Source organism: Okibacterium sp. HSC-33S16, assembly GCF_024171565.1.
Classification (GTDB): Bacteria; Actinomycetota; Actinomycetes; order Actinomycetales; family Microbacteriaceae; genus Mycetocola_A.
On the sequence record NZ_JALJZZ010000002.1, the window covers coordinates 624,158 to 644,973 of the forward strand.

20 protein-coding genes, 2 tRNA genes and 1 riboswitch are annotated in these 20,816 nt (G+C 62.2%); of the genes, 8 read left to right on the forward strand and 14 right to left on the reverse strand.

Features of this window, described 5'->3' with window-relative positions:
• Positions 1–4: 4 nt before the first annotated feature.
• Genes L1277_RS08130 through L1277_RS08150 form a run of 5 tightly spaced genes read left to right on the forward strand, consistent with a single transcriptional unit; the run spans position 5 to position 5,703 of the window.
• Positions 5–703, forward strand: a complete 699-nt coding sequence (locus L1277_RS08130; RefSeq protein ID WP_253375854.1) for a NeuD/PglB/VioB family sugar acetyltransferase — start codon at positions 5–7, stop codon at positions 701–703.
• The gene (locus L1277_RS08135; protein ID WP_253375855.1) at positions 700–1,818 is read left to right on the forward strand and encodes a DegT/DnrJ/EryC1/StrS aminotransferase family protein; all 1,119 of its coding nucleotides are present in this window, start codon (positions 700–702) and stop codon (positions 1,816–1,818) included. The genes L1277_RS08130 and L1277_RS08135 overlap by 4 nt, the downstream gene beginning before the upstream one ends.
• Positions 1,815–3,320, forward strand: coding sequence for an oligosaccharide flippase family protein (locus L1277_RS08140; protein ID WP_253375856.1), 1,506 nt, complete (start codon positions 1,815–1,817; stop codon positions 3,318–3,320). The genes L1277_RS08135 and L1277_RS08140 overlap by 4 nt, the downstream gene beginning before the upstream one ends.
• Positions 3,317–4,573: a glycosyltransferase gene (locus L1277_RS08145; RefSeq protein ID WP_253375857.1), complete on the forward strand. Its 1,257-nt coding sequence runs from the start codon at positions 3,317–3,319 to the stop codon at positions 4,571–4,573. Before L1277_RS08140 ends, L1277_RS08145 begins: the two co-directional genes overlap by 4 nt.
• A complete protein-coding gene (locus tag L1277_RS08150) occupies positions 4,570–5,703 on the forward strand; it encodes a glycosyltransferase (protein WP_253375858.1) in 1,134 nt (377 codons plus the stop codon). The genes L1277_RS08145 and L1277_RS08150 overlap by 4 nt, the downstream gene beginning before the upstream one ends.
• Here L1277_RS08150 and L1277_RS08155 read toward each other — a convergent pair.
• From L1277_RS08155 to L1277_RS08165, 3 genes are all read right to left on the reverse strand, one after another.
• A complete protein-coding gene (locus L1277_RS08155) occupies positions 5,655–7,016 on the reverse strand; it encodes an O-antigen ligase (RefSeq protein ID WP_253375859.1) in 1,362 nt (453 codons plus the stop codon). The genes L1277_RS08150 and L1277_RS08155 overlap by 49 nt on opposite strands.
• 11 nt (positions 7,017–7,027) lie before the next feature.
• Positions 7,028–7,801 carry a hypothetical protein gene (locus L1277_RS08160; protein WP_253375860.1) on the reverse strand — a complete coding sequence of 258 codons (774 nt, stop codon included), beginning with the start codon at positions 7,799–7,801 and terminating at the stop codon, positions 7,028–7,030.
• A gap of 137 nt (positions 7,802–7,938) precedes the next feature.
• Positions 7,939–9,750, reverse strand: coding sequence for a DUF4082 domain-containing protein (locus L1277_RS08165; RefSeq protein WP_253375861.1), 1,812 nt, complete (start codon positions 9,748–9,750; stop codon positions 7,939–7,941).
• A 172-nt stretch (positions 9,751–9,922) separates the two neighbouring features.
• Here L1277_RS08165 and L1277_RS08170 point away from each other — a divergent pair, with 172 nt between their 5' ends.
• The gene (locus L1277_RS08170) at positions 9,923–10,606 is read left to right on the forward strand and encodes a hypothetical protein (protein WP_253375862.1); all 684 of its coding nucleotides are present in this window, start codon (positions 9,923–9,925) and stop codon (positions 10,604–10,606) included.
• A gap of 39 nt (positions 10,607–10,645) precedes the next feature.
• On the opposite strand, the gene L1277_RS08175 is transcribed toward L1277_RS08170, so the two are convergent.
• Genes L1277_RS08175 through L1277_RS08215 form a run of 9 tightly spaced genes read right to left on the reverse strand, consistent with a single transcriptional unit; the run spans position 10,646 to position 19,435 of the window.
• The gene (locus L1277_RS08175) at positions 10,646–11,533 is read right to left on the reverse strand and encodes a glycosyltransferase (protein ID WP_253375863.1); all 888 of its coding nucleotides are present in this window, start codon (positions 11,531–11,533) and stop codon (positions 10,646–10,648) included.
• Positions 11,530–12,387: a glycosyltransferase gene (locus tag L1277_RS08180; protein ID WP_253375864.1), complete on the reverse strand. Its 858-nt coding sequence runs from the start codon at positions 12,385–12,387 to the stop codon at positions 11,530–11,532. The genes L1277_RS08175 and L1277_RS08180 overlap by 4 nt, the downstream gene beginning before the upstream one ends.
• Positions 12,387–13,358 (reverse strand): glycosyltransferase family 2 protein, encoded by a 972-nt coding sequence (locus L1277_RS08185; RefSeq protein ID WP_253375865.1) that lies wholly within the window; start codon positions 13,356–13,358, stop codon positions 12,387–12,389. Before L1277_RS08185 ends, L1277_RS08180 begins: the two co-directional genes overlap by 1 nt.
• Positions 13,355–14,206 carry a WecB/TagA/CpsF family glycosyltransferase gene (locus L1277_RS08190; RefSeq protein WP_253375866.1) on the reverse strand — a complete coding sequence of 284 codons (852 nt, stop codon included), beginning with the start codon at positions 14,204–14,206 and terminating at the stop codon, positions 13,355–13,357. The genes L1277_RS08185 and L1277_RS08190 overlap by 4 nt, the downstream gene beginning before the upstream one ends.
• On the reverse strand, positions 14,203–15,219 hold the full coding sequence (locus L1277_RS08195; protein ID WP_253375867.1) for a hypothetical protein: 1,017 nt from the start codon (positions 15,217–15,219) through the stop codon (positions 14,203–14,205). The genes L1277_RS08190 and L1277_RS08195 overlap by 4 nt, the downstream gene beginning before the upstream one ends.
• On the reverse strand, positions 15,216–16,493 hold the full coding sequence (locus L1277_RS08200; RefSeq protein WP_253375868.1) for an MFS transporter: 1,278 nt from the start codon (positions 16,491–16,493) through the stop codon (positions 15,216–15,218). Before L1277_RS08200 ends, L1277_RS08195 begins: the two co-directional genes overlap by 4 nt.
• A gap of 20 nt (positions 16,494–16,513) precedes the next feature.
• A complete protein-coding gene (locus L1277_RS08205) occupies positions 16,514–17,218 on the reverse strand; it encodes a hypothetical protein (protein WP_253375869.1) in 705 nt (234 codons plus the stop codon).
• Positions 17,215–17,910 (reverse strand): acyltransferase, encoded by a 696-nt coding sequence (locus L1277_RS08210; protein ID WP_253375870.1) that lies wholly within the window; start codon positions 17,908–17,910, stop codon positions 17,215–17,217. The genes L1277_RS08205 and L1277_RS08210 overlap by 4 nt, the downstream gene beginning before the upstream one ends.
• A 1-nt stretch (position 17,911) precedes the next feature.
• Positions 17,912–19,435, reverse strand: coding sequence for a sugar transferase (locus L1277_RS08215; RefSeq protein ID WP_253375871.1), 1,524 nt, complete (start codon positions 19,433–19,435; stop codon positions 17,912–17,914).
• A 290-nt stretch (positions 19,436–19,725) separates the two neighbouring features.
• Between L1277_RS08215 and L1277_RS08220 the strand changes: the two genes are divergently transcribed.
• Together L1277_RS08220 and L1277_RS08225 are read left to right on the forward strand one after the other, a co-directional pair.
• On the forward strand, positions 19,726–20,082 hold the full coding sequence (locus L1277_RS08220) for a VOC family protein (protein WP_253375872.1): 357 nt from the start codon (positions 19,726–19,728) through the stop codon (positions 20,080–20,082).
• 46 nt (positions 20,083–20,128) lie between these two features.
• A riboswitch (guanidine-III (ykkC-III) riboswitch) is annotated at positions 20,129–20,195 on the forward strand.
• Between the two features lie 10 nt (positions 20,196–20,205).
• Positions 20,206–20,529, forward strand: a complete 324-nt coding sequence (locus L1277_RS08225; protein ID WP_253375873.1) for a multidrug efflux SMR transporter — start codon at positions 20,206–20,208, stop codon at positions 20,527–20,529.
• A gap of 56 nt (positions 20,530–20,585) precedes the next feature.
• Here L1277_RS08225 and L1277_RS08230 read toward each other — a convergent pair.
• Together L1277_RS08230 and L1277_RS08235 are read right to left on the reverse strand one after the other, a co-directional pair.
• Positions 20,586–20,658: transfer RNA gene (locus L1277_RS08230), tRNA-Phe, on the reverse strand.
• Between the two features lie 62 nt (positions 20,659–20,720).
• Positions 20,721–20,794: transfer RNA gene (locus L1277_RS08235), tRNA-Asp, on the reverse strand.
• Between the last annotated feature and the right edge of the window lie 22 nt (positions 20,795–20,816).

The window sequence follows — 20,816 nt, forward strand, 5'->3', positions numbered from 1 at the left end:
CGGAATGGAGAAGACTCTCCTCATCGGTGCCAGCGGCCTCGCACAAGAAGTGCTTGCCCTCACCCGGGCAGGTTCCACGCACGTGGTCTTCGGCATCCTCGATGACGGATGGGCTGACATGGGCGAATCCTTCGCTGGTGTACCCGTGCTTGGTGGCATCGAGCGAGCTGCAGACTACATCGATATCAAGCTCCTCATTTGTGTTGGATCCGGCGGCGCGCGCGAAGCGATTGTCGACCGGCTGGCTCTTCTGGGCGTGAGTTCGAACGCATACACCACAGTGGTTGACCCGAGTGTGAGCGACCACGATTCCTCTGCCATCGGCGAGGGATCCGTGGTCCTGGCCAACGCAGTACTGACTGCCGACGTCTCTATTGGGAATCACGTCGTTGTCATGCCCAACGTCACGTTCACCCACGGCAATGCCGTAGACGACTTCGCCACTGTCGCTGCCGGAGCCACCTTCGGCGGCGACGTTCGGATCGGTCGGTGCGCGTATATCGGAATGAACGCATCAGTGAAGCAACGGGTTCACGTGGGTGACTATGCGGTGCTCGGTATGGGGGCCGCACTTACCAAGCACCTTCCCGCTGGCGAAACGTGGGCCGGAGTGCCGGCTCGACCCTTGCACGACCCGCACCACAGTGTTGCCCCAACTCTGCCCGCGACTGACGCGGCCTCGACAACCGAAAGGTCATCATGAACGTTCTCCAGAGAATCCCACTCGTCGACTTGGCAGCTCAGCAAGCAGAAGTGAATGAGGAAATCACCGCCGGGATAAAGGAGGTGTTTGAAAGCACCTCATTTATCGGAGGAAGACAAGTCGGGCAATTCGAGGAGGCGTACGCACGAATGATCGGAGCGCGACATTGCGTAGGGGTCGCAAACGGCACCGACGCACTCGAACTCGCATTGCGTGCCTCAGGCGTTACTCCGGGTGGCGAAGTCATCCTGCCAGCCAACACTTTCATCGCCACCGCCGAAGCGGTGTGCCGAGTCGGTGCGCATCCTGTGCTTGTGGATGTCGATCCCACTTATCTCCTCATTGATCCACAACGTATTGCCGAAGCGGTAACTGATGCCACCCAGGCGATCATTCCTGTGCATCTTTTCGGGCAGGTAGCGCCAGTCGAGGCCATACAGCCCGTCGCGGATGCCAGTGGAGCGGTCATTGTGGAGGACGCCGCTCAAGCGCAGGGCGCCACCCGTCACGGGCGGTATGCGGGAACGTGGGGCGCAGCAGCTGCAACTAGTTTCTACCCGGGGAAAAATCTCGGGGCGGCAGGCGATGCGGGCGCTGTGACAACGAATAGTGACGCGATAGCCGCTCAGGTTCGGCTCTTGGGAGCTCACGGGAGCTCAATCAAGTACCAACATGATGTGATCGGAATGAACTCGCGCCTCGACACGATTCAAGCAGTGGTGTTGAACGCGAAGTTGGCTCGACTGGCTGAATGGAATGAACGACGTCGGGTTGCGGCGCAGTACTACTCCGAGTTGCTCAACGGCGTCGCCGGCGTCACGCTTCCCGCCACCGCCGACGGAAACGTTGATGTCTGGCACCTGTATGTCATTCGAGTCACCGAACGGGATCGGGTGATGCAGGCGCTCAGCGATGTAGGCATCGGTGTCGGCGTTCACTATCCGGTGCCAGTGCACCGCACTCCGGCGTTTGCACACCTCGGACATGCAACTGGCGCCTTCCCCGTCGCAGAAAGCGCCGCCTCAACGATGCTGTCTCTTCCGCTTTATCCCCACATCACTCCTGAACAACAGCGCTACGTAGCACATCACGTGGAGAATGCGTTGCAGTCGTGAGCAGAACTAGTCAGGCGCACACCACTCGGCCGGGCCCTGGCGCTTCAAGCGCCTTCGGCTGGAGTCTGGCTAACACCGTCGTGTCTCGACTAGCGACGCTTGGCATCGGCATCGTTCTAGCCCGAGTTCTCGGACCAGAATCCTTCGGCACATTCGCAGTTGCGCTTATCGCGCTTATGGCCGTATTGAGCTTCAATGAGTTGGGCGTCAGCCTCGCGATCGTGCGCTGGCCTGACGACCCCAGACGAATAGTCCCGACCGTCAACACGATATCTGTGTTGGGTAGTGCCGTGTTCTGTACCGGGGCTTTTATGGCGGCCCCCGTCTTTACCGCCGCGATGGGAGATCCCGAGGCCACCGATGTGGTTCGGGTGCTCATCGTCAGTGTGCTCGTCAACGGCGTGGTGGCCTCACCAGCGGCGCTTCTTCAACGCGCTTTCCGCGAGAAGCCTCGCATGGTCATCGACCAAATCAATGTCTGGCTGGGCTCTGTCTTGTCCATCGTTCTAGCACTCGCAGGCATGGGAGCGATGTCGCTTGCCATCGGACGGGTGGCGGGGAGCATCGTTGCCGCAATACTCTTCCTCGTCGTATCGCCGATCCCCTACCGGTTTGGTCTCGACCGGTCGGTAGTAGGTCCGCTGCTCCGCTTCGGTGTGCCGTTGGCCGGTACCAGCATCGTGGTCTTCATCGTTGGCTACGCGGATCAACTGATCGTGGGAAGTGTGCTGGGAGCTATGTTCCTCGGGTATTACGTTCTCGCCTTCAACCTCTCAAGCTGGCCGGTGAGTATCGTCTCTCAACCCCTTCGACGCGTGGCACCGGCTGCGTTCTCTTCTCTCCAACACCGTGAGGAAGACAACCAGAAGGCGTTCGTATCTTTAGCGGGAATCGTCGCCGCCGCAATCCTCCCCCTAATTGCATTCATCGCCGGGTCGGCAGTTCCCCTGGTGACCTTCGTTTACGGCGAGGTTTGGGTGCCGGCAGCATCCGCTCTATCCTGGCTGGTTGTCGGTGCAGCGTGCCGGGTCTTTTGTGAGTTGGCCTATGACTACCTCGTGGTGAAAGGCTTGTCCGGTACCGTTTTCTCGGTGCAGGCAGGGAGCCTGGTCGTCCTGATACCTGCGCTCATTGCAGGAGCGATGACGTTCGGACTTGGCGGTTTGGCTGCGGCTCAAGCGGCAACGTCTTTGCTCGTGATTCTTCCTCTCTATCTGTGGCGGTTGAGCCGCAGCGGAATCGCGGTTCGGCGTCTTGCGAAGGCCGTCCGGTTGCCCATCGCCAGTGCTGCACTTGTAGGGCTTACGGCTTGGGGCCTTGCCTCGTGGCTTCATCACCCGTTCTGGACCCTTGCTTTCGGGGGCCTGATTGCAGGCTTTGTATCGTTGGCCTTGCTGTATAGGCGTCGAGCAGATCTCGCTCTATTGAAAGGGATAGGACCAGCAGCAGTAGCCAATGAATCTTCGCGTGCCGTCCGGCCGGATGAGGAGAAAGTGCAATGAAAGTCGTCGTTTACCCGCACGATCTCGCATTGGGCGGAAGCCAACTGAACGCCATAGAGCTTGCGGGTGCAGTTCAGTCAACGGGGAACTCCGCCGTGATCGTAGGGCGCCCAGGGGCGCTCGTAAGCCGAATTCGCGATCTTGGTCTGGAGTTCATCGAAGTACCGCCGCCCGGTCGCCGGCCGTCACCGTCCATCGCGAGATTCCTCGCTCGGTTGGTCGACGATCGCGGAATAGATGTTATTCATGGTTATGAATGGCCGCCGACTCTGGAAGCGGTAATGGCTTCAAAGCTGAACCCGGCCGTCTCCGTGGTGTCCACAGTGATGTCTATGGCTGTGGCTCCTTTCATACCTAAAACAGTCCCGCTCATCGTTGGGACGGAGCAGATTAGGGCCGCAGAGATCGGATTCGGTCGATCCAGTGTTGACACGCTTGAACCGCCGGTGGACCTCACGTTCAACGCTCCGGGCCTCGAGCTCAATCGCGAAGGTTTTAAGGCGAAATGGGGAATCGACGACCACCGGCACACAGTCGTAGCGGTGAGTCGACTAGCTCATGAACTGAAGCTCGAAGGTCTTCTGTCTGCGATGGACGGGATCGCTTTCGTGAACGAGACGATTCCCGTTCGTCTGGTAATTGTTGGTGACGGTCCCGCACGCGCGGTGGTGCGCGACCGTGCCCATTCAATCAATTCTCAACATGGAGCCGGGACCATCGTTCTGGTTGGCGAACTCGATGACCCTCGCGTCGCTTACGACATCGCAGATGTGACGCTTGGAATGGGGGGCTCCGCGTTAAGAGCGTTGGCTTTCAACAAGCCGCTCATTGTGCAGGGCGAGCAGGGGTTTTGGAAGCTCCTCACGCCGGAGTCGCTCGCAGGTTTCCTTTGGACGGGGTGGTACGGGACCGGGGTCGCAGTTGATCAAGGAGCCCGTGCCCTCGCCAATATTTTGTCGCCGCTGTTGTTGGACGCAGAGTTGCGAAACAGGCTGGGGGCATTTGGCCGACAGACTGTTGAGCAGAGATTCTCGTTGGAGCAGGCCAGCATCCGGCAGCTCGACATTTACCGGGCTGCCATGGCATCGAAGATTGACCCAACTACTGCGACCTTTCACGAGGCGGCAGCTGGCGTGCGGTACGCGTCTTACTACGCGGCGAAGCGATTCCGCCGCGCAATGGGGCGCGAGCGTACGGATGACTTCAATGCGCGCCCGGTGACGCAGACACGAATGAGTGGAGTATCCAAATGAGCCGCGACACGGTCATCTTCATCGCCGGTTGCCGTTGGAATGACGTGGCGGGTACAGACAAAAGCTTGGCGACCGCGCTTTCACGCTTTGTCGATGTGTTGTGGGTTGACCCGCCGTTCTCGCTCCTCACTAAGGTTTCCGGACATGGCAACGGTGTCGACGGTGTGAGCCAGGAGGCCCCGCGGGTGTGGCGCCTCCAGGTTCGCACCGTCCCGGGGGCATCGATGCGCGCGTCTTTGGGCTTTCTTGCCGAACAACAGGTGTCGATGCGGCTTGCGCGAGAGCTTCGGCGATCAGACCGAAGAGTTCTTGCAACCATCGTCGCTTCCCCTCGAGCGACCTTTCCCCGTTCCGTAGACGGGGCCAAGATTCTCTATGCGACGGATGATTGGCTTGAAGGCGCATCGCTGATGAGTCTTGATCGAAAGAGGGTTGAGCAGACTCTGGTGCGCAATCTCCGGGCTTGCGACATTGCCTATGGTGTCTCCGCTGGCGTCGTTGAAATGCTCGCCAATCTCTCTGTGCCTGGGCGTGTGGAGATTCTGGCGAACGGATGCGACGAGTTTGACTCACTGCCTTACGTGGTCAGCGAGACACCCACCGCGGGGCTCATCGGCCAGTTGAACGAACGACTGGATTTTGACGTGCTGGACTCGGTTGCCCGGAGCGGAACGGCTCTGCTGATCATCGGTCCGCGGACGGAACGGGATGCAGAAGTCGGGAAACGCCTCGACCACTTGCTTACCCTTCCAAACGTAACCTGGCTCGGACGACTGCCCCAGGAGCAACTGCGAAAACACCTCGCGAGGATGACGGTCGGACTGACTCCGTACCGAAACACCCCATTCAACCGGGCGAGCTTTCCGCTGAAGACGCTTGAATACCTTGCAGCGGGACTGCCGGTCGTTTCCACGGATTTGCCGGCGGCGCGCTGGCTCAACACGCCTGATATCCGTGTCAGCTCTACGGTCGAGGAGTTCACACGGCAGGTTTCTGATGTCCTCAGAGAAATGCCTGACGAAGCGGCGCGGAACCGGCGATCTGAATTCGCCCGTAACCATACCTGGGGCGCGCGGGCGGATCAGTTGATGGAAGCACTTCGGGAGCTGTCGGTTCCTACCGCCGCGTGAGAGCGGGACTCACGGTTGGACAGCATCCAGTAAGCCCCGCATAAGCCACAAACGAGGAACAGTGTGCCCCCAGCCATGGGGAACGCCAACGCGTCAAAGAACGCGGTGAGGGTGCCTCCGGCGCAGATGGAAGCTCCGAGGGCTTGGCCCAGTCCGCGTTGCAGCGGATCGAGCGTGTGCCGTCGAGCAGTGAATGCGCTGAGGGCGCTGGTGATTAGAACGGCAACGAACGCACAAAGCCCGACGAGTCCGACATCCATCAGGAGTTGGAGATATTGGTTGTCCAGTATTCGGTACATCGGAAGGAACGTGCCGAATCCTCTTCCGAGTAAAGGATTTCGCAGGAAAAAATCCATGACGAGGTCGTAGCTCGACGTGCGGGATTGCGCGCTGGGATCCTCGGAGATGTTGCCGAAAAGGTAGCGCAGTGTGCCGATCATTCCGGGCACCAGTGCATAGACGGCGATGAGCAGACCGAAGGCCGCCAGCAACGCGCGAATCTTGGTGGGTCGTGGCCACGTGGGGAAGAGGATAAGTACCCCAATGAGAAGTCCGAGCAGCGCAGACCTTGAGCTCGACAAGGTCAAGGCAACAACAATGGCCGCAACCGGCCCCCAGCGCAGCAGAAGATGTCGGTTTTTATCGTTCAGTGCAAGTGTCAGCGCAATGGGAAAGATAAGAGAGAGCACTGTCGCATATTCCAGAGGGTGCATCGCCGTGCCAGCCGCACGAGCAAAACCGCTTCTGTCTTGCACGCTCGAGAAAGGCTGAGTGGGAGTGAGCCCCGGAATGGAGATCGAGTCGACAAAGGACTGCTCGGTCAAAAACTGAAGCAAGCCCAGACTGGCCATGAGGCCGCCTGCGATAACCAGCCGACGCAGAAACACGACAAATCGAGCCCGGCTGGGTATCCCGTCGTGGGCCAGGAGCAAAACCCCGGCGAGGCCTGCCAGCCTGATGAGTCCTAGATCAGCACCGTTGGCCTCCTGTGTACTGAGTGGACGTGTCATGGCGATGATGTAGCTCGCGAGAACCGTTGCGAGGAAGATCAGTTGGCTGGTTGCCACCGGTCGATGCCGAAAGGCGAATGCCGATTCCTGACGCTGCAGGTGAAACCAGAGCCACCAAATCAAAGCAGCCAGGCCGCACCAGACCGAAGGTGAACCTGCGCCGCCAAGCGCCGGCACGATTCGGTCGGATGGCACAAGGTACAGCACCGCGAGGTACAGGGTGAGGATGGTGACCGCGTCAGTCTTGGGCGGAGTGGTCCGCACAGCGTCAGAGTTTTGGGAACGCCGTGAAGGCAGGATCATCACGGGCGCCTTCAGCGGCGTGGAGCGAGTAACTCGTCCCGGTCGGCTGATTCCCGCCGGTCGAGATCGGGGTCGTCACTGGGTTCAAGCGAAGCGTCGAGTTCGTCTGCAATCGACGGTGCTGAGGAAGCTTTTCGACGCTTTTGACCCGCCCGGTTCGATGGTTCTGGCGTCGCTGCCAGTCGCGCTCGCCGCGCCATCAATCGCCCGTCGATGAACCCGGTGAGAAGGATCGTCGCGGCGAAACCTACACCGATTAGAGCAAGAGTGGCCTGTAAGCGTGTCTTCTCGTTGAGGGTCGCCTCCGTATCCATGGTGATGGTCATCGCCGTGATTCGCGAGTACTCGGGGACATCAAGCTCTGTCTGAAGCGACGAGAGCGCAAGCGGGACAGCGTCTACAACTTCGTCGATCATGTCCAGCGCAGCGTCTTCAGTTCCGGCAGAGCTCTCAATTGCCAGTATCGGCCCGCTCGTGGTTGCATCAGGCGCGACTGTATAACTTTTGCTCGTGTCGCTGCCTTCGATGGGTGCCCTGACCACGTCGGAGTCGATACGTCTGGCGAGGATATCGAGAGCCTGGCCAAGTCCGCTGAGGTAGAGGTAAGGATTGCCGCCTTCGGTCACGCTCGTCGCCGGCGGGAGCAAGACCATGCTTGCCCGGGCATCGTATGACACCGGCACGGTGTTGTAGGCAAGCATCGCGAGTCCGCCAGTCGCAATCAGTCCCACGAGAACGAGGTACCAGCGCCGGCCCAAGCTCGAAATCAAATCCCTCAGGTACATCGGAAGATCCTGTCCCCTCAGCGTCGATGCTCAAAGGCGAGCATTCCTCACAAGTTTTCCATGATGCTGGCTGAAGCAGGCGTCCCAGTTAGGGGGGCGAGTGCCGATGAATGCGTCGCAGCCGGAACCGCGCTGCCTCAGCGGGAGATTCGGTAGACGTGATAGCTGTATTCCTCGCGGAAAGTATCGCTGAAGTGGCTTGACTCATCGACCGGAATGCTTCTGTCCTCAAATAGCACTTCGACCGTATCGCCGTCGATCCCGGGCGGTAGAGAGAAAGTCCTGGGTCCCGGCTGGCTGGCACCGTCCACCATGGCAAAAAGATAGATGTCGTCGCCATAGGACTTCAGCATTGTGTCCATGTCTGGCCCAGCGGTGAAGTCGTATGACTGGGAGTTCAACACGGGTGCGAGTGCCGCAATCTGATGATTGATTGTCTTGGCGGCTTCTACCTGAGCTGCACCGCAGAAGCCCGCGGTCACCTGGGACTGGCGAAAGATGCTGCTGCCTGGGCATGGCCCGGTGAAGCTTTGGTTGAAGTAGGCAATCCCACGAGCTTCATGGATGAGAGAGTTCATCACAGCACCCCGGAGCTGGCCGGGCTTGATGTTCGCTGTGAAGGGGCCTTCGCCCGGGCCACCGTTGAGGTTTTCCACCCACTGCCACAGTGGCTGCAGTATGCCGTCAGCCGCGTCGCGAATCCGCAAGGAGTCCAGGGTTTTGCCGTAGCTCGACGAGGTGCGGCAGTTCGACTGTTCGACCGGGACAAGCGTTGCATCCCGGTATGGCCTCTTGTCGCAATGCGGGATCGTGTACCAGTACATGTCCACAGAAACAGCGTCAGTGTACTTGTTGACGTACGCTTCGGCATCCGAGGCCGGAAGATCCGAGTTCGAGATCATTTGGGTGAAGTTTGCGTAGTTGAACCGGCCGTTGTCGCCGTAGCCGTCGACGATGCGCTGAAGATGCTCGCGACCGTCTTCGGGCGTGAACCGCCCATCGACCTCATCGTCAAGAAAGTTACCGACCCAGTTTCCGCTGGCCGCCGTGAAGGTCTCATTCAGTTCGCCGCCGATCCAGAAGACGCCGTTGTCCTCGAACAGGCTGTACGGCGTTCCCTCCCACATTCCGCTGTAGGTGTTTATGCCTAACGTCTTGTCGTATTGGACTTCTGCATCGGTGGAAATCCCGTTGTACCAGGCCAGAATTGGAAAGAAAGTGGGGTCGTCCCATCCCGCCGCGTCCGTCACGGGGAATTGCTTCCAGTAGTCCGACCCGCCCTCCCAGGGAATTCGTGGGAGGTCAAGCGGTGCGCTGGTGGACGGTGTGATCGGAACGAGCGGCGTGGCGGTCTGCTGGGGTGGCGGTGTGCTCGCTTTGGCGTTCGAGGTTCGTGGTGCCGGGGTTTTGGTGGAGTCTGCGACAAACAGCACGTCGACGAAATAGTTAGTGTTGTGGAAGATGCTTTGTGGGAATCCTCCGCCGTATTGATAGACGCCCGCGCCGGTCGGGGCGGTGATCGAACCCCGCGTGATAGGCGCGTCGAACCCGTTGATGTCGCCCGAGTACTCACCCGTCGGGGCGAAATATGATGCGACATAGCCTGAGCCTGCAGTCACCTGGATGGGCTCAGCGAACTCGGCGATGCGCCAGCCGGACTTCTTCGCGGCCTTTGATGGCGCGCTGCCCAATACTTCCCCCGCGTTGTCCCAGAGGGTAGCCGTTTGTGTGTCCGGCGCGCTCTCGGGCGCGAAGAACCGGATTCCCGTGACAACGCCGCTGCGCGCGCTTGAAAACCGTACCCCCAGTTCGACGGGCATGTCGTCTGAGGTCGCTGATGAAGATGGGGCCGAGGTGAGTGCGAAAATCCCTCCAATTTCCGCGTCGGCCCGCGGGTTTGAGGCGATACCGACAGCAACGAGAGTGAGCGTCAGTGCAGCCGCAGTCACGATGGCCCGTCTGCGCTGCGATCGGACGTGGGTAGTCCCGGCTCGGTTGTTCATGGCAGAATCGCTTCCGTGGAGATATGTCGAGGATTTCTCACTATAGGCCTCAACTGTGTCCCACGTACGAAGACCGCTTCTCATGCGGCCAAGTCAGCGCGGCGAGCAGGGGCGGGATATGACGGTCGGTGATCTGTGGGGCATCATCCTGCGGCGATGGTACGTTGTCGCGTTCGCCGCCATCTGCACGGCCTTCCTCGTCGGCCAGGTAGGGGCGGCAAAGCCAATTTACTGGACTCAGGTGTCCGTTGTGTTCTTGAGGCCCGTCGACGCCGGCACGACAAATGTCCTGGCGGGAGACGAGGACAGTCTTATTCACTTTGCAGCCATAGTTGAGCGCGAGTACAACGGCAACCATCCGCAAACGCCTACAGCGTTGCCCGAAGCCACTCTCTTCGGTGAGGGCATTCGCGAGGGCTCAAAGGTCTCGTTGCCCAACGCTGGCGGGCAGTGGAGGACGAACTTCAATCAGCCCGCGCTGTCGGTTCAGGTCGTTGACCAGACCCCGGCTGCAGTGAAATCCACGCTGAACCGCGTGCTGTCCCGAATAGAAGGGATCGTTGCGGATCACCAGAAAGAAGCCGCTGTCGCACAGGCGGCCTACGTGTCCACTTCAATTTCTCCTTCCGTGCCGGTAGTGACTCAGATCGACCCGAGAACGTCCCGAGCGACGGCAGCCGCCCTGGGGCTCGGTGCGTTGCTGGCTGTCGTCCTGGCCGTTGTAGCCGACCGGCGCCTCGGCCGGCACGAACTCGAGCCTCTGGTTGACAGCCCGAACTACACGCGATTATCGAAGATCTGACGGCCAGCTCTCGTCGCCCGTCTGGTTGGGGCCGTTCCTTCAACGGGCGTGGGTTCGGATGTTGCTTTGTGACGCGATGGCGTATTTGAGCCGATCCAAACCGGTCCTCCCGAACAGCAGCACGACCACCTTCCGGGCGCTTGTCCGCAGCACATGGAGGGCGGAGCGTACCGGCGCGGCCACAAAATTTTCCCGAAGTAGAAGGCTGGCGGTAGGCCGAGTGAGGCCGTTCAGCAGGCCGGGGAAGAGGTCGCCGTATGGCTCGGGGGAAACCATTCGCCCGTGAACGCTGTTGCTGACGTTTCCGCCGTGCACCACCTGCAGCCACGCCGGAGGCCCGCTGACAGACCGAACGGGCATCGTTCGGTTCAACATGTTGTGAGCGTCGATCCAGCAGGTCACCGGGCTCTCCCAGCTCTCGACGACAGAACAGAATGCGTTGTCCCTGTCCGTGCGCCGGTAGGTGCGCCCGTTGCTGATGATGAGACCGTCAGCGAGGTACAGCGCGGTTCGCCCGTCGAGCTGACCCGCCGCCTGCAGTCTTGCTGCGAAGTCGGTGGCGAGGCCGTCATCGTTGTCGAGGTTCGTCGTGAGAAGAAGCGATGAAGGGGATCCTACAGTGCTCCGGATGTCGTCCATCAGTTCGGACGGGCTCACCGAGGTTCGATAGATCGGCCGGAAAGTGCCGTCCGATGACCACTCCTTTACCCGGGCCTTGAACCAGTCAGGACTCTGCGGATCGAAGTAGATGATCCACGAGATGTTCCGGGCCGTCTGGTGCCGCATCGACGGCAAACAGTATTCCTCGAAGAGGTCGGAACGGCGTTCGAGCCAGCCTTCTTTGGCCCTGACGAACTGTTCAACGCCGGGGGAAGGGACGTTGAACCGGGTGAGGAAGACGTGGTCCATGCTGTGGATGGCGGTCACGATACGCTCCTTGTCGTGATGATTCGCGTGCTTTCGTCTCGTTCCCAGCTCGAGTCGTCATGTGACCCGCGCCGGTTGAGCCGTGGCGCTCGAGAGAGCGCAGCGAGCGCCGTGTACGCCAACGCGTCCAGCGCACTGGTGACGCCTCGAACGCTCAGCACCAACTCTTTGAAGCTGGTTCCTGACGATGCGCTCTTGAACTCCGAGACTCCCCGCTGATTGCGACGCAAAATGGCGAGCAGAGCGGCCGTTGTCCGAGGGGTTCTTACCCGCACGGGGATGGTCGTCACTATGTGTTTCTCGTTCGGCGCGAAGAGCCGATCAACGAAGAGGTCATCAGCCGTGACAGTGGGGAAAGAGTCGAACCGTTCGTGACCGGTCTTGCTGATCGCATAAACGCCAGCACCCCACAGCGCGAAACGCGTTGAGGGCATGCGCCTGCGGGCGCGGTAATAGGCCCGCACCATCGGAGATGCGCCGCTGGTGTCATACCGGTAGAGCGGACGCGCGGCCGGGACCGAACCGGACAGGGTTTGGAAGACGCGCGCGATGGCATCCGGGTCAATTTCGATATCGGCATCGAGATACAGTCGCGGCCATCGGGTGGCCCAGGCATCACCCGCGTTCAGTGCGGCCGTTTTTGACGCCTCGGTGATCTCGATGACGTGGACGCCCGGGTACTTTCGGGCTCGCTCGGCTGTGTTGTCAGTGCAACCGTTGCAGATGACGCAGACCTCGACCTGATCGAGTTCGGCGATGGGGGCGAGGTGTCTCAGGGTGCGGTCGATGACCGAAGCCTCGTTGTGTGCGGGAATAAGAATCGCGCCTGTCGGGAAGTTGGCGGGAGTTCGCACTATGCAGCTCCAGTCGGTCGGGGGAGGGAGGGCCAGGACTGTCGGCGAATCAGGAAGCGAAGGGCGAGGCGATGGTCGGGCTGCGTGGAGCGGAGCAGCTCATGCAGAATGACCGCGAGGCGGTAGGCACCCGCGTATGCGGAACCGTGCCCCTTCTCGATGTAGCGGACGCGGTTTACGGCCATAAGTGCCATCAGGGCTGCGGACGTGCCGGAGCCGCCCTGGCTGTGGCGCACGACGGCTTCGGGGTCGAACCAGACGACCTCGCCCGCGTCTCGGACGCGGCGGAAGTAGTCGACCTCTTCGGAGTAGAGGAAGAACCGCTCGTCCCAACCGCCGACGAGGTCGGCGACGTCGCGCCGGATCAGCAGGGCGGCACCTGTGGCCCACTCTGCGGTGTGGGCGCCGCGGTAGGCGGCGCGGCCGTAGACCATTTCAGAGAGCGAGCCCGGCCGTGCGGGAAGCCGGCTGCCGAAGAGCGCGTCGCCGATCGCGCGGGACAGTGTGGGTTCGCGCCGAAGAGACTCGTAGGTGGTACCCGAATCTTCGAGGATGCGCGGCACCACAACTCCGGCGGCTGAGTACTCGACGCGGTCGAGCATGGCCCTGATCGCGCCCCGTTCGACGACCAGATCGGGGTTGAGCACGAGGATCGAGTTCGCGGCACCCACGTGCTCGCGCGCCGCATTGATGCCGGCTGCATACCCAATGTTGCCTGCCGTGCGGAAGGCGATGACATCGGAATGCCGAGCGACGATCTCGAGCGTGCCATCGACGGAGTGGTTGTCAGCAACGATGACCCGGATGCTCGAGTGCTGGGCCTCCCGGCGCAGGCTCACAATCAGGTGATCAATGTCGGCTGCGCTGTTGTAGGTCACAATCACGACAGCGACCTCGGCCACCGTATCGGGGCCCGCAAACGCGGCCCCGGTCGTTGGGCTGTGTGGAGCCGCGCCTTCGATCAGCGTCATGTGTCACCACCGACCATCGGCACTGCGGCATCCGCGGTCAGGGGAAGGACGGGTTCGACCTTCGACGCCATGATGCGCACCAGCGCGCTCGGCCCCTCGACGAGGTAGCGGCGCGCGAGCCGACGGGGCTCAAGGACGAGACGCCAGGCCCACTCGAGTCCCGCCTCTGAGACCCATTGCGGGGCGCGACGCACGCGCCCGGCCAGGAAGTCGACGACAGCGCCGAACGCGAGCAGTACCTGGGCATGAGTCGCCGGGCCGTATTCGGCGATCCACAGTTCCTGGCGTGGTTTGCCGAGTCCGACGATGAGGATGTCGGTTTTCGCGGCGGCGATGTCCTCGCTCAACCGGCCACAGGCATCCGGATCGGATAACTCCTGGCGGGCAGGGGACCAGAAGCCGGAAATGCGAAGTCCGGGGCGGGCCAGCCGGAGATAGTCGCGGAGAAGAGCCTGCGTCTCGACGGAGCCGCCCAGAAAGCCGACGGACGCACCGGTCTGTTCGGCACGATCGAGCAGAGGCGTGATGAGGTCGCTCCCGGCCAGGCGCGGGCAGTTCTCACCGACGATTTGGCGGGCGCGCACGGCGATCGGGGCTCCGTCGATGAGGTTGAGCCACTCGACGGTCGGTTGTGCGGTGGGCTGCCGTGCGGTGGCCGACAACCGGGTGCCCCACTTCGAGCCGGTGCCGAAGTGATGGATGTGGTCGAGGTTGATGGACGCGACCGCGAGTGGCGTGGTTTCGTGGGCGAGGGGCCACGAGGCGATGAGGTCGACGGCTTCGTCGAAACCCCTGACATCAACGGGCACCCCACCGAGCGTGATGCGACGTTCGGGCACGAGAGTCATTTCCTCACCACCGATGGGGACCACGCGTGTTCAATCAGCAGGGATGGAGTCGTTGATCCGTCGCTGGCGAGAGACCAGATATCGCTGTCGCCCACCGCACCTTCGCGGGCCAGGCCGTACAGCAGGGTCGAGTCGTCAAGCCACTCGACCTGGTCATCGACATTCTTTGATTCTGGAAGCACAACTTCCTCCTCGGTTGTCAGGGTCAGTACTGCGATTCCCCAGTGGGGGTCATCCGGAGTTCCGGAATTCTTCTTGTAAGCGACGCGGGTTCCGTCGGGAGAGAGGGACGGGCACTCGGCGTTGTCGAACACCGCCGTGAGCGTGCGCTCGGCGAGGTTGCCGTGCACGAGCCAGGTGCGTCCGCCCGACGCAGCCGTCGCGTAGAACGTGGTGTCGTCGTCGGCGAAGGTGACGCCCCAGATGTTGCGGTCGGCGGCGGTGAGGCGCTCGCCGTTGATCAACAATGTGAAGTCCTCGAGGTTGCCGTAGCTCTCGCCGTCGACCCGTGACACGACGGTCTCGGTAGAGAAGCCGACGGTCGCGTAGGAATGTCCGGTCACGAAAGAGGTGGTCGAAACCAGCGTGCTGTCGTGCGACAGTCGCGTTCGGCTCGGGATGCCCGGCAGCGGCCACGACCCCACCTCGGTGCCGGCTCGGTCGAAGACCCCCGCCTCGAAGGTGGTCGGAACGCCCCGTTTGATGCGCAGGCACGACAGCACCTCGTTCGTCGCGTACACGCGGTCGCACGCCTGTTCGGTGAGGGCTCGTGCCGTCGATGGCTCGGCAATGGGAACGGTCGCGACCTTGCCGTAGCCCTGGCCCTGCGCCGTGTTGCGGAAGACGATGTGCGGTTCAGCCGTGGTCGTGAGCGCCGTGGTGGTCGTCACTTCGCTGGGAGCCGCCGCCCGGGCCTGGTAGCGGGCGTACGCCGTCGCTCCATAGGCGATCGCTCCGCCGAGGAGGAGCACAGACACCACGCTCAGTGCGAGCCATTTGCGTCCCGTCGTCATGCCGACCTCGCCACTCGAAGGAAGTCACGCAGAATCACGGCGGTGACTGGGAGGAGCACGGCGAGGGCGAGTGCGACGACGATCATCGCACCGTCACGCCCGAGCGAGAACCAGAGCAGCCCGAAGCCGATCGAGGCGATCAGCCGGGAGAGGGCGACGGCGGTCTGCGCGGCGGCTATTCCGCTGGCCAGCGTTTCGACCGGGGTGGCCTGCGACGCGAGTGCGGCAAGGATGCCGTCGGTTGCTGCGTAGAACGCCCCGAGGAGAAGCAGGCACACGAGCGTGAGCTGCCAGCCGGTGGCTGGAATGGCGGCACAGACGTAGGCGGCGAGGAGGGCGAGGTGGCCGAGAATGAAGATGCGCGCCCGGCCGAACCGATCGGCGACACGGCCCATTGGAATGGCGAGCGCGAGGAATGCGACGTTGGTGCCGACGTAGAGAAGCGGGAAGTACTCGGCCGCGAAGCCGCTCTTGCTCTGCAGCACGAGGTAGATGAAGCCATCGCCCACCGTGACCAGACCGAGGAGCCCGGCGGTGAGCAGGAGTCGGCGCAGTCGGCGGTCGTTGAGGTCGCGCCAGCGGAACCGGGCCTTCGGCTGGGCCGTGGCGATTGCTCGCTCCGCCCGCGGCCGCTTGTTCGGCACGAGAACTCCGAGCAGGATCACCCCGAGAATCGCGAAGGCGAGCGACACCACAAAGATGGTGCTGTAGCCGTCGGGGATGAAGAACAGGATTCCGAACGCGAGGAGCGGGCCAATCGCCGCGCCAACGGTGTCGAGCATGCGGTGAACGCCGAACGAGCGCGCCAGGTTGTCCGGCTCAGACGACGCCGTGATGAGCGCGTCCCGCGGCGCGGTGCGAACACCCTTGCCGAGCCGGTCCAGGGCGACGACGGCGCTGAGGGCGGCAAATCCACTGGCGAACAGCAACCCGATCCGGGCAACAGCCGAGATGCCGTATCCGAAGAAGGCCACCCATTTCGGCTGATCACCACGGTCGGCGGCGTATCCGCCGGCGATCCGCACCACAGCGCTGATGCCCTGGTAGAGACCGTCGATCACACCGTATGCGACCGTCGACAGGCCAATCACACCCGTGATGTAGAGCGGCAGGATCGCTGACACCGACTCGGTGGAGATGTCGGTGAACATACTCACGACGCCCAGCGCAATCACCACGGACGACACGCGCGTCGTCGCGGATTGCGTGGGTCGGCGCCCCGGAACGTCCGGGGTTTTTTCCGTCGGTGTGACGTCCGAAAGTGAGATGTACATGGCCCCCTGCTTTGATGTGCTTAGGTCGCTGCGGTGAATGCGCCAAAGACGCTGTAGGTCGAGCCGCCCGATGCGGTCGGCGTGACGGTGAGAAGAATGGTGTCTGCGCCCCGTGAGAAGAGCAGCGCGCTCGACCCTGCGGCTGCCGGAGCCACGCTGTCGACGAGTTTGTGCTGCGCGAAGCTGACTCGATAGAACTCGAGAACGCTCGCGGTTGCCGATGTGGTCGTTGCAGTGAGTGTCACCTGCAGGCGGTTTTGAGCGGATGCCACGGAGCTGGTGTGAACGGTCGTGTCGGGGTTCAGAGAGATCACCTCGGTCGGAAAACCGGAGACGAGTGTGTCTGTGGCGCTCGCCGTTGGCGGCAGCGGTGTGCCGACGAGCGGTGCCAGTGGAGGCGAGGGCGGCAAGCCGATGGGTGACTTTTCCTTCGGTGCGGGCAGCACCTCGGAGGAGGTCCGGTCATCGGTGGAGCCGGTGCCTGGTGATGATTCGTCGTCGGTGGGATTCGATGGTGACGTGCCTTCGCTGCCGTCAGGCGAGGCATCCGTTGGGGAATTGTTGCTGTCTTTCGAGGCAGACGAGGACGATGTCGGGCCCTTCGCGGCCGTTCCCGACGTCCCCGGAAGGGAGTCGAGGACGGCGGAAACGACAAGAATCACGACGGCGAGAGCGAGCGTCGCGACGATTGCGATTAGTGCGAGTCGAGAGGCCCGGCCGGTCATCCGTCTGCCCTCGGTGGGCTCGCCGACCGGAGGCGACCAGCTCCAACCGCCTGCGGGAGGATTGCCATGAGCACGCCATTGTGTTCGCGGTATTCATCCCCCGTCGACGGGCAGCGGAACAGGTCGTCTCCGACGGATTCGAGGGGCACTCCGGCGCGCCCGACCCAGCCGATGCGGCGGGCGGGAACACCGACCATGAGTGCATGGTCTGGCACATCCTGGGTAACAACGGCGCCGGCAGCGACGAGCGCCCACGCTCCGATGGTGACCGGGGCGATACAGACAGCGCGGGCACCGATCGAGGCTCCGGTGCGAACGGTCACACCGACCGCATCCCAGTCGTCGGCGTCCTTGCGTTTGCCGTCGACCGTGATGGCGCGCGGAAAGACGTCGTTCGTGAAGACAGCGGCGGGACCGACGAACACGCCGTCTTCGAGGACGGCCGGCTCGTAGATGAGCGCGTAGTTCTGCACTTTGCAGTTGTCGCCGAGGACGACGCCGGGGCCGATGTATGAGCCGCGACCGAGAATGCAGCCCGCGCCGACCCTGGCGTGCTCGCGCACCTGGGCCAGATGCCAGACCTGGGTGCCGTCACCGATACGGGCAAGCCCGTCGATGTCGGCGGAATCGGCGATGTGCGGCGGCCGGCCGGGGCGATCGGATGCCTCGTGCACAGGAAAAGGGATAGTCATATCAGTACGCCCCAACCGGTTTGAGGAGCACCTTGACGGTGCGCCAGACGATCATCAGGTCACCGGTGAGTGACCAGTTCTCCACGTAATAGAGGTCAAGTCGCACGCTCTCGTCCCAACTGAGGTCGCTCCGGCCGTTGACCTGCCACATGCCGGTGAGGCCGGGCTTGATGTACAGCCGGCGGTGCACGTGGTCTTCGTAGGCCTCGACTTCACGCGGAAGCGGTGGGCGCGGGCCGACGAGGCTCATGTCACCCAGAAGTACGTTCCAGAGTTGGGGCAGTTCGTCGATCGAGAACTTGCGGAGGATGCGGCCCACCGTGGTGACGCGCGGGTCGTCCTTGAGCTTGAAGAGCAGCCCGTTGCCCTGGTTCTGCTCGGTGAGCTTCGCCAAATCGCTCTCGGCCGTCGTCACCATCGAGCGGAACTTCACCATCCGGAACGTGCGCTGGCCGCGGCCCACCCGTTCCTGGGTGAAGAAGACCGGCCCGCCGTCGTCGAGCCTGATGAACAGGGCGACGGCAAGGAAGACGGGAGTGAGCACAATAATTCCAGCAGCGGATGCCACGACGTCGAACGCCCGCTTGAGGACGTGCTTGCCGCCTTCAAACTGGGGAATCTCGACGTGGATGAGCGGAAGGCCTTCAACCGGACGGAAATGAATTCGCGGCCCAGCGACATCCGTCAATTGGGACGCCAGAACGAGGTCGGTTGCGGTTCCCTCCAGCTGCCAGCCGAGGTTGCGGATGAAGTTCGCGCCGCCTTTGGGCTGGCCGGCGATGATCACGGTGTCTGCACCGACGTTGCGAGCGACTTGGGCAACATTCGTCATGCCAAGAACGGGAACCGGTTTCTGGCCGGTGGTCACAGTGTGGGCGTCGGTGTTGGAGACGACGGCACCCACGACGTTGTATGCGGCGCCCGACTTCTGTTGGATCTGCCGGATGACGTAACCGACATCGTCGAGCTCACCGACAACGAGCGCCCGGCAGAGGTAGTGGTCGAGGGTGCGCTGCGAGACGAGCCAGCGGCGCCACAGCCAGTGGGCGCCGAGCAGGCTGACCGTGCCGAGGGGGAGAGCCAGCATGAAGTAGCCGCGAGCGATGTCGACCTTAAGAACGAGGAAGACGATGGCGAGGAGGCCGAAGGCGGTGGCGCTTGCGTTGATGATGCGTTTGTACTCGCTGGCCCCGACGCCGATGACGCGGGAGTCGTGCACGCCGAAGGCGAAGAGTGCGACCAGCCAGGAGGCGACGATGGTTGCGGAGATGAGGATGTACTGGGCATCTTCGATGCGCGCGCTCAGGGGGATCGCCTCGATGCCGAATCGGAGCGAGAACGCGATGGTGACCGCCAAAAGAACTGTAGCGACGTCGGTCAGCCGAAGGCGCGTTCGGTAGTTGCGCGCCCACACCCGCTCGGATTCCTGGCGGAGTGTGTGGTCCTTGGCTTCGGCTCCGAGGCTGACGCGGACGCGCGGCCGGGTGAAGCTGGGAAAGAATATGCGTGATTTGACTTCGGTCATGACCTGCCGCGCTCGTTCGTTTCGATGTGTGGGGGAGCAGCGACGGGCTCGCGCGTGATGCGTGATGTCATGACGTGTCCCCTGTCCGTTTTCGGCGCACCGGACGTCGCCAGGTCGGGGCGTTGGAACGCCGATGAGCCCGGCAGGAAGATTCGCATCGGTAAGAATGCGAGAATGCCTCACGTTTGGTGCACTATTGACAGTAGCGTCGCGAGCGAATCCCGCCTCCCCCCAGATAGAGGGGTGAGGATTCCTCACATTCTAGTTCACGCAGCAAGGAGCAGGTCCCAGTGTCAGTTACACACGTTCTCGCCGTCGTTCCGGTGAGAGACTTCGCGGCGTCACTCTCCTGGTACGAAACCCTCTTCGGCTTTCCGCCTACCAACATTCCGATGCCCGGCATCCTCGCTGAGTGGCGGGTAACGCACAACGGGTGGATTCAGATGACGGTCGCGGCTGAACACGCAGGGAGAACGCTCGTGAATCTCGCCGTTGACGAACTCGAATGGCACCTGGCTGAGCTCGAGAACCGTGGGTTCTCGGTCGGAGAGGTCCAGATCGCCAGCAAGAACGTCCAACTGGCATCCTTGCGCGATCCCGACGGCAACACCGTCACCTTCATCGGCAACTTCCGCGAGGAATACTGACCCGGCGCCTGCACAGGGACTGCTCATCGACCGTCGCTAGACTGAATCCAGGTCGGTTTCCTCCCGACCCCGGACGAGGGATCAGTACCCGGACTGCGACAAGACTGGCCAGAAATAGTCGCCATGTCATGGATCATCCTTATCGCGTCCGGCATCCTCGAAGCCGTCTGGGCCACAGCGCTCGGCAAATCCGAGGGCTTCACCAAGCTCTGGCCATCCGTGCTCTTCGTGGGAGCGCTCGCGCTCAGCATGAGCGGTCTCGCCTGGGCGATGCGCGAAATCCCCATCGGTACGGCGTACGCCGTCTGGGTCGGCATCGGCGCGGCGCTCACTGTCGCGTGGTCGATGATCACCGGCGACGCGAGCATCTCGTGGATCAAGATCCTGCTGCTCGTCGGCTTGATCGGCTGCATCGTCGGGCTCAAGCTCGTCGACGACGCCCATTAGAACCGAAAAAGGGCATAAAGAAATCCCCGCAAGTAGAAGCCTTACGAGGATTTCAGTGGCTCCGACGGGCGTCGATCCCGTGACCTCACGATTTTCAGTCGTGCGCTCTACCAACTGAGCTACAGAGCCGAACGGCTGGAATGCCGCTGGAAGGTGAAAAACCCTTCCTTTCGGAAGGGCTTCCACTTCAGCGACCCTGACGGGACTTGAACCCGCGACCTCCGCCGTGACAGGGCGGCACGCTAACCAACTGCGCTACAGGGCCTTACTTTTTACTTGTTTTCATT

Bases quoted from the DNA above. Each gene is read 5' to 3' on its own strand.
- L1277_RS08185 (WP_253375865.1), bottom strand. From the start codon at position 13,358: ATGACGCTGATCGAAGGCGCGGCTCCACACAGCCCAACGACCGGGGCC.
- L1277_RS08130 (WP_253375854.1), top strand. From the start codon at position 5: ATGGAGAAGACTCTCCTCATCGGTGCCAGCGGCCTCGCACAAGAAGTG.
- L1277_RS08200 (WP_253375868.1), bottom strand. From the start codon at position 16,493: ATGTACATCTCACTTTCGGACGTCACACCGACGGAAAAAACCCCGGAC.
- L1277_RS08155 (WP_253375859.1), bottom strand. From the start codon at position 7,016: ATGATCCTGCCTTCACGGCGTTCCCAAAACTCTGACGCTGTGCGGACC.
- L1277_RS08135 (WP_253375855.1), top strand. From the start codon at position 700: ATGAACGTTCTCCAGAGAATCCCACTCGTCGACTTGGCAGCTCAGCAA.
- L1277_RS08160 (WP_253375860.1), bottom strand. From the start codon at position 7,801: ATGTACCTGAGGGATTTGATTTCGAGCTTGGGCCGGCGCTGGTACCTC.
- L1277_RS08170 (WP_253375862.1), top strand. From the start codon at position 9,923: ATGACGGTCGGTGATCTGTGGGGCATCATCCTGCGGCGATGGTACGTT.
- L1277_RS08225 (WP_253375873.1), top strand. From the start codon at position 20,206: ATGTCATGGATCATCCTTATCGCGTCCGGCATCCTCGAAGCCGTCTGG.
- L1277_RS08210 (WP_253375870.1), bottom strand. From the start codon at position 17,910: ATGACTATCCCTTTTCCTGTGCACGAGGCATCCGATCGCCCCGGCCGG.
- L1277_RS08195 (WP_253375867.1), bottom strand. From the start codon at position 15,219: ATGACGACGGGACGCAAATGGCTCGCACTGAGCGTGGTGTCTGTGCTC.
- L1277_RS08205 (WP_253375869.1), bottom strand. From the start codon at position 17,218: ATGACCGGCCGGGCCTCTCGACTCGCACTAATCGCAATCGTCGCGACG.
- L1277_RS08150 (WP_253375858.1), top strand. From the start codon at position 4,570: ATGAGCCGCGACACGGTCATCTTCATCGCCGGTTGCCGTTGGAATGAC.
- L1277_RS08145 (WP_253375857.1), top strand. From the start codon at position 3,317: ATGAAAGTCGTCGTTTACCCGCACGATCTCGCATTGGGCGGAAGCCAA.
- L1277_RS08215 (WP_253375871.1), bottom strand. From the start codon at position 19,435: ATGACCGAAGTCAAATCACGCATATTCTTTCCCAGCTTCACCCGGCCG.
- L1277_RS08190 (WP_253375866.1), bottom strand. From the start codon at position 14,206: ATGACTCTCGTGCCCGAACGTCGCATCACGCTCGGTGGGGTGCCCGTT.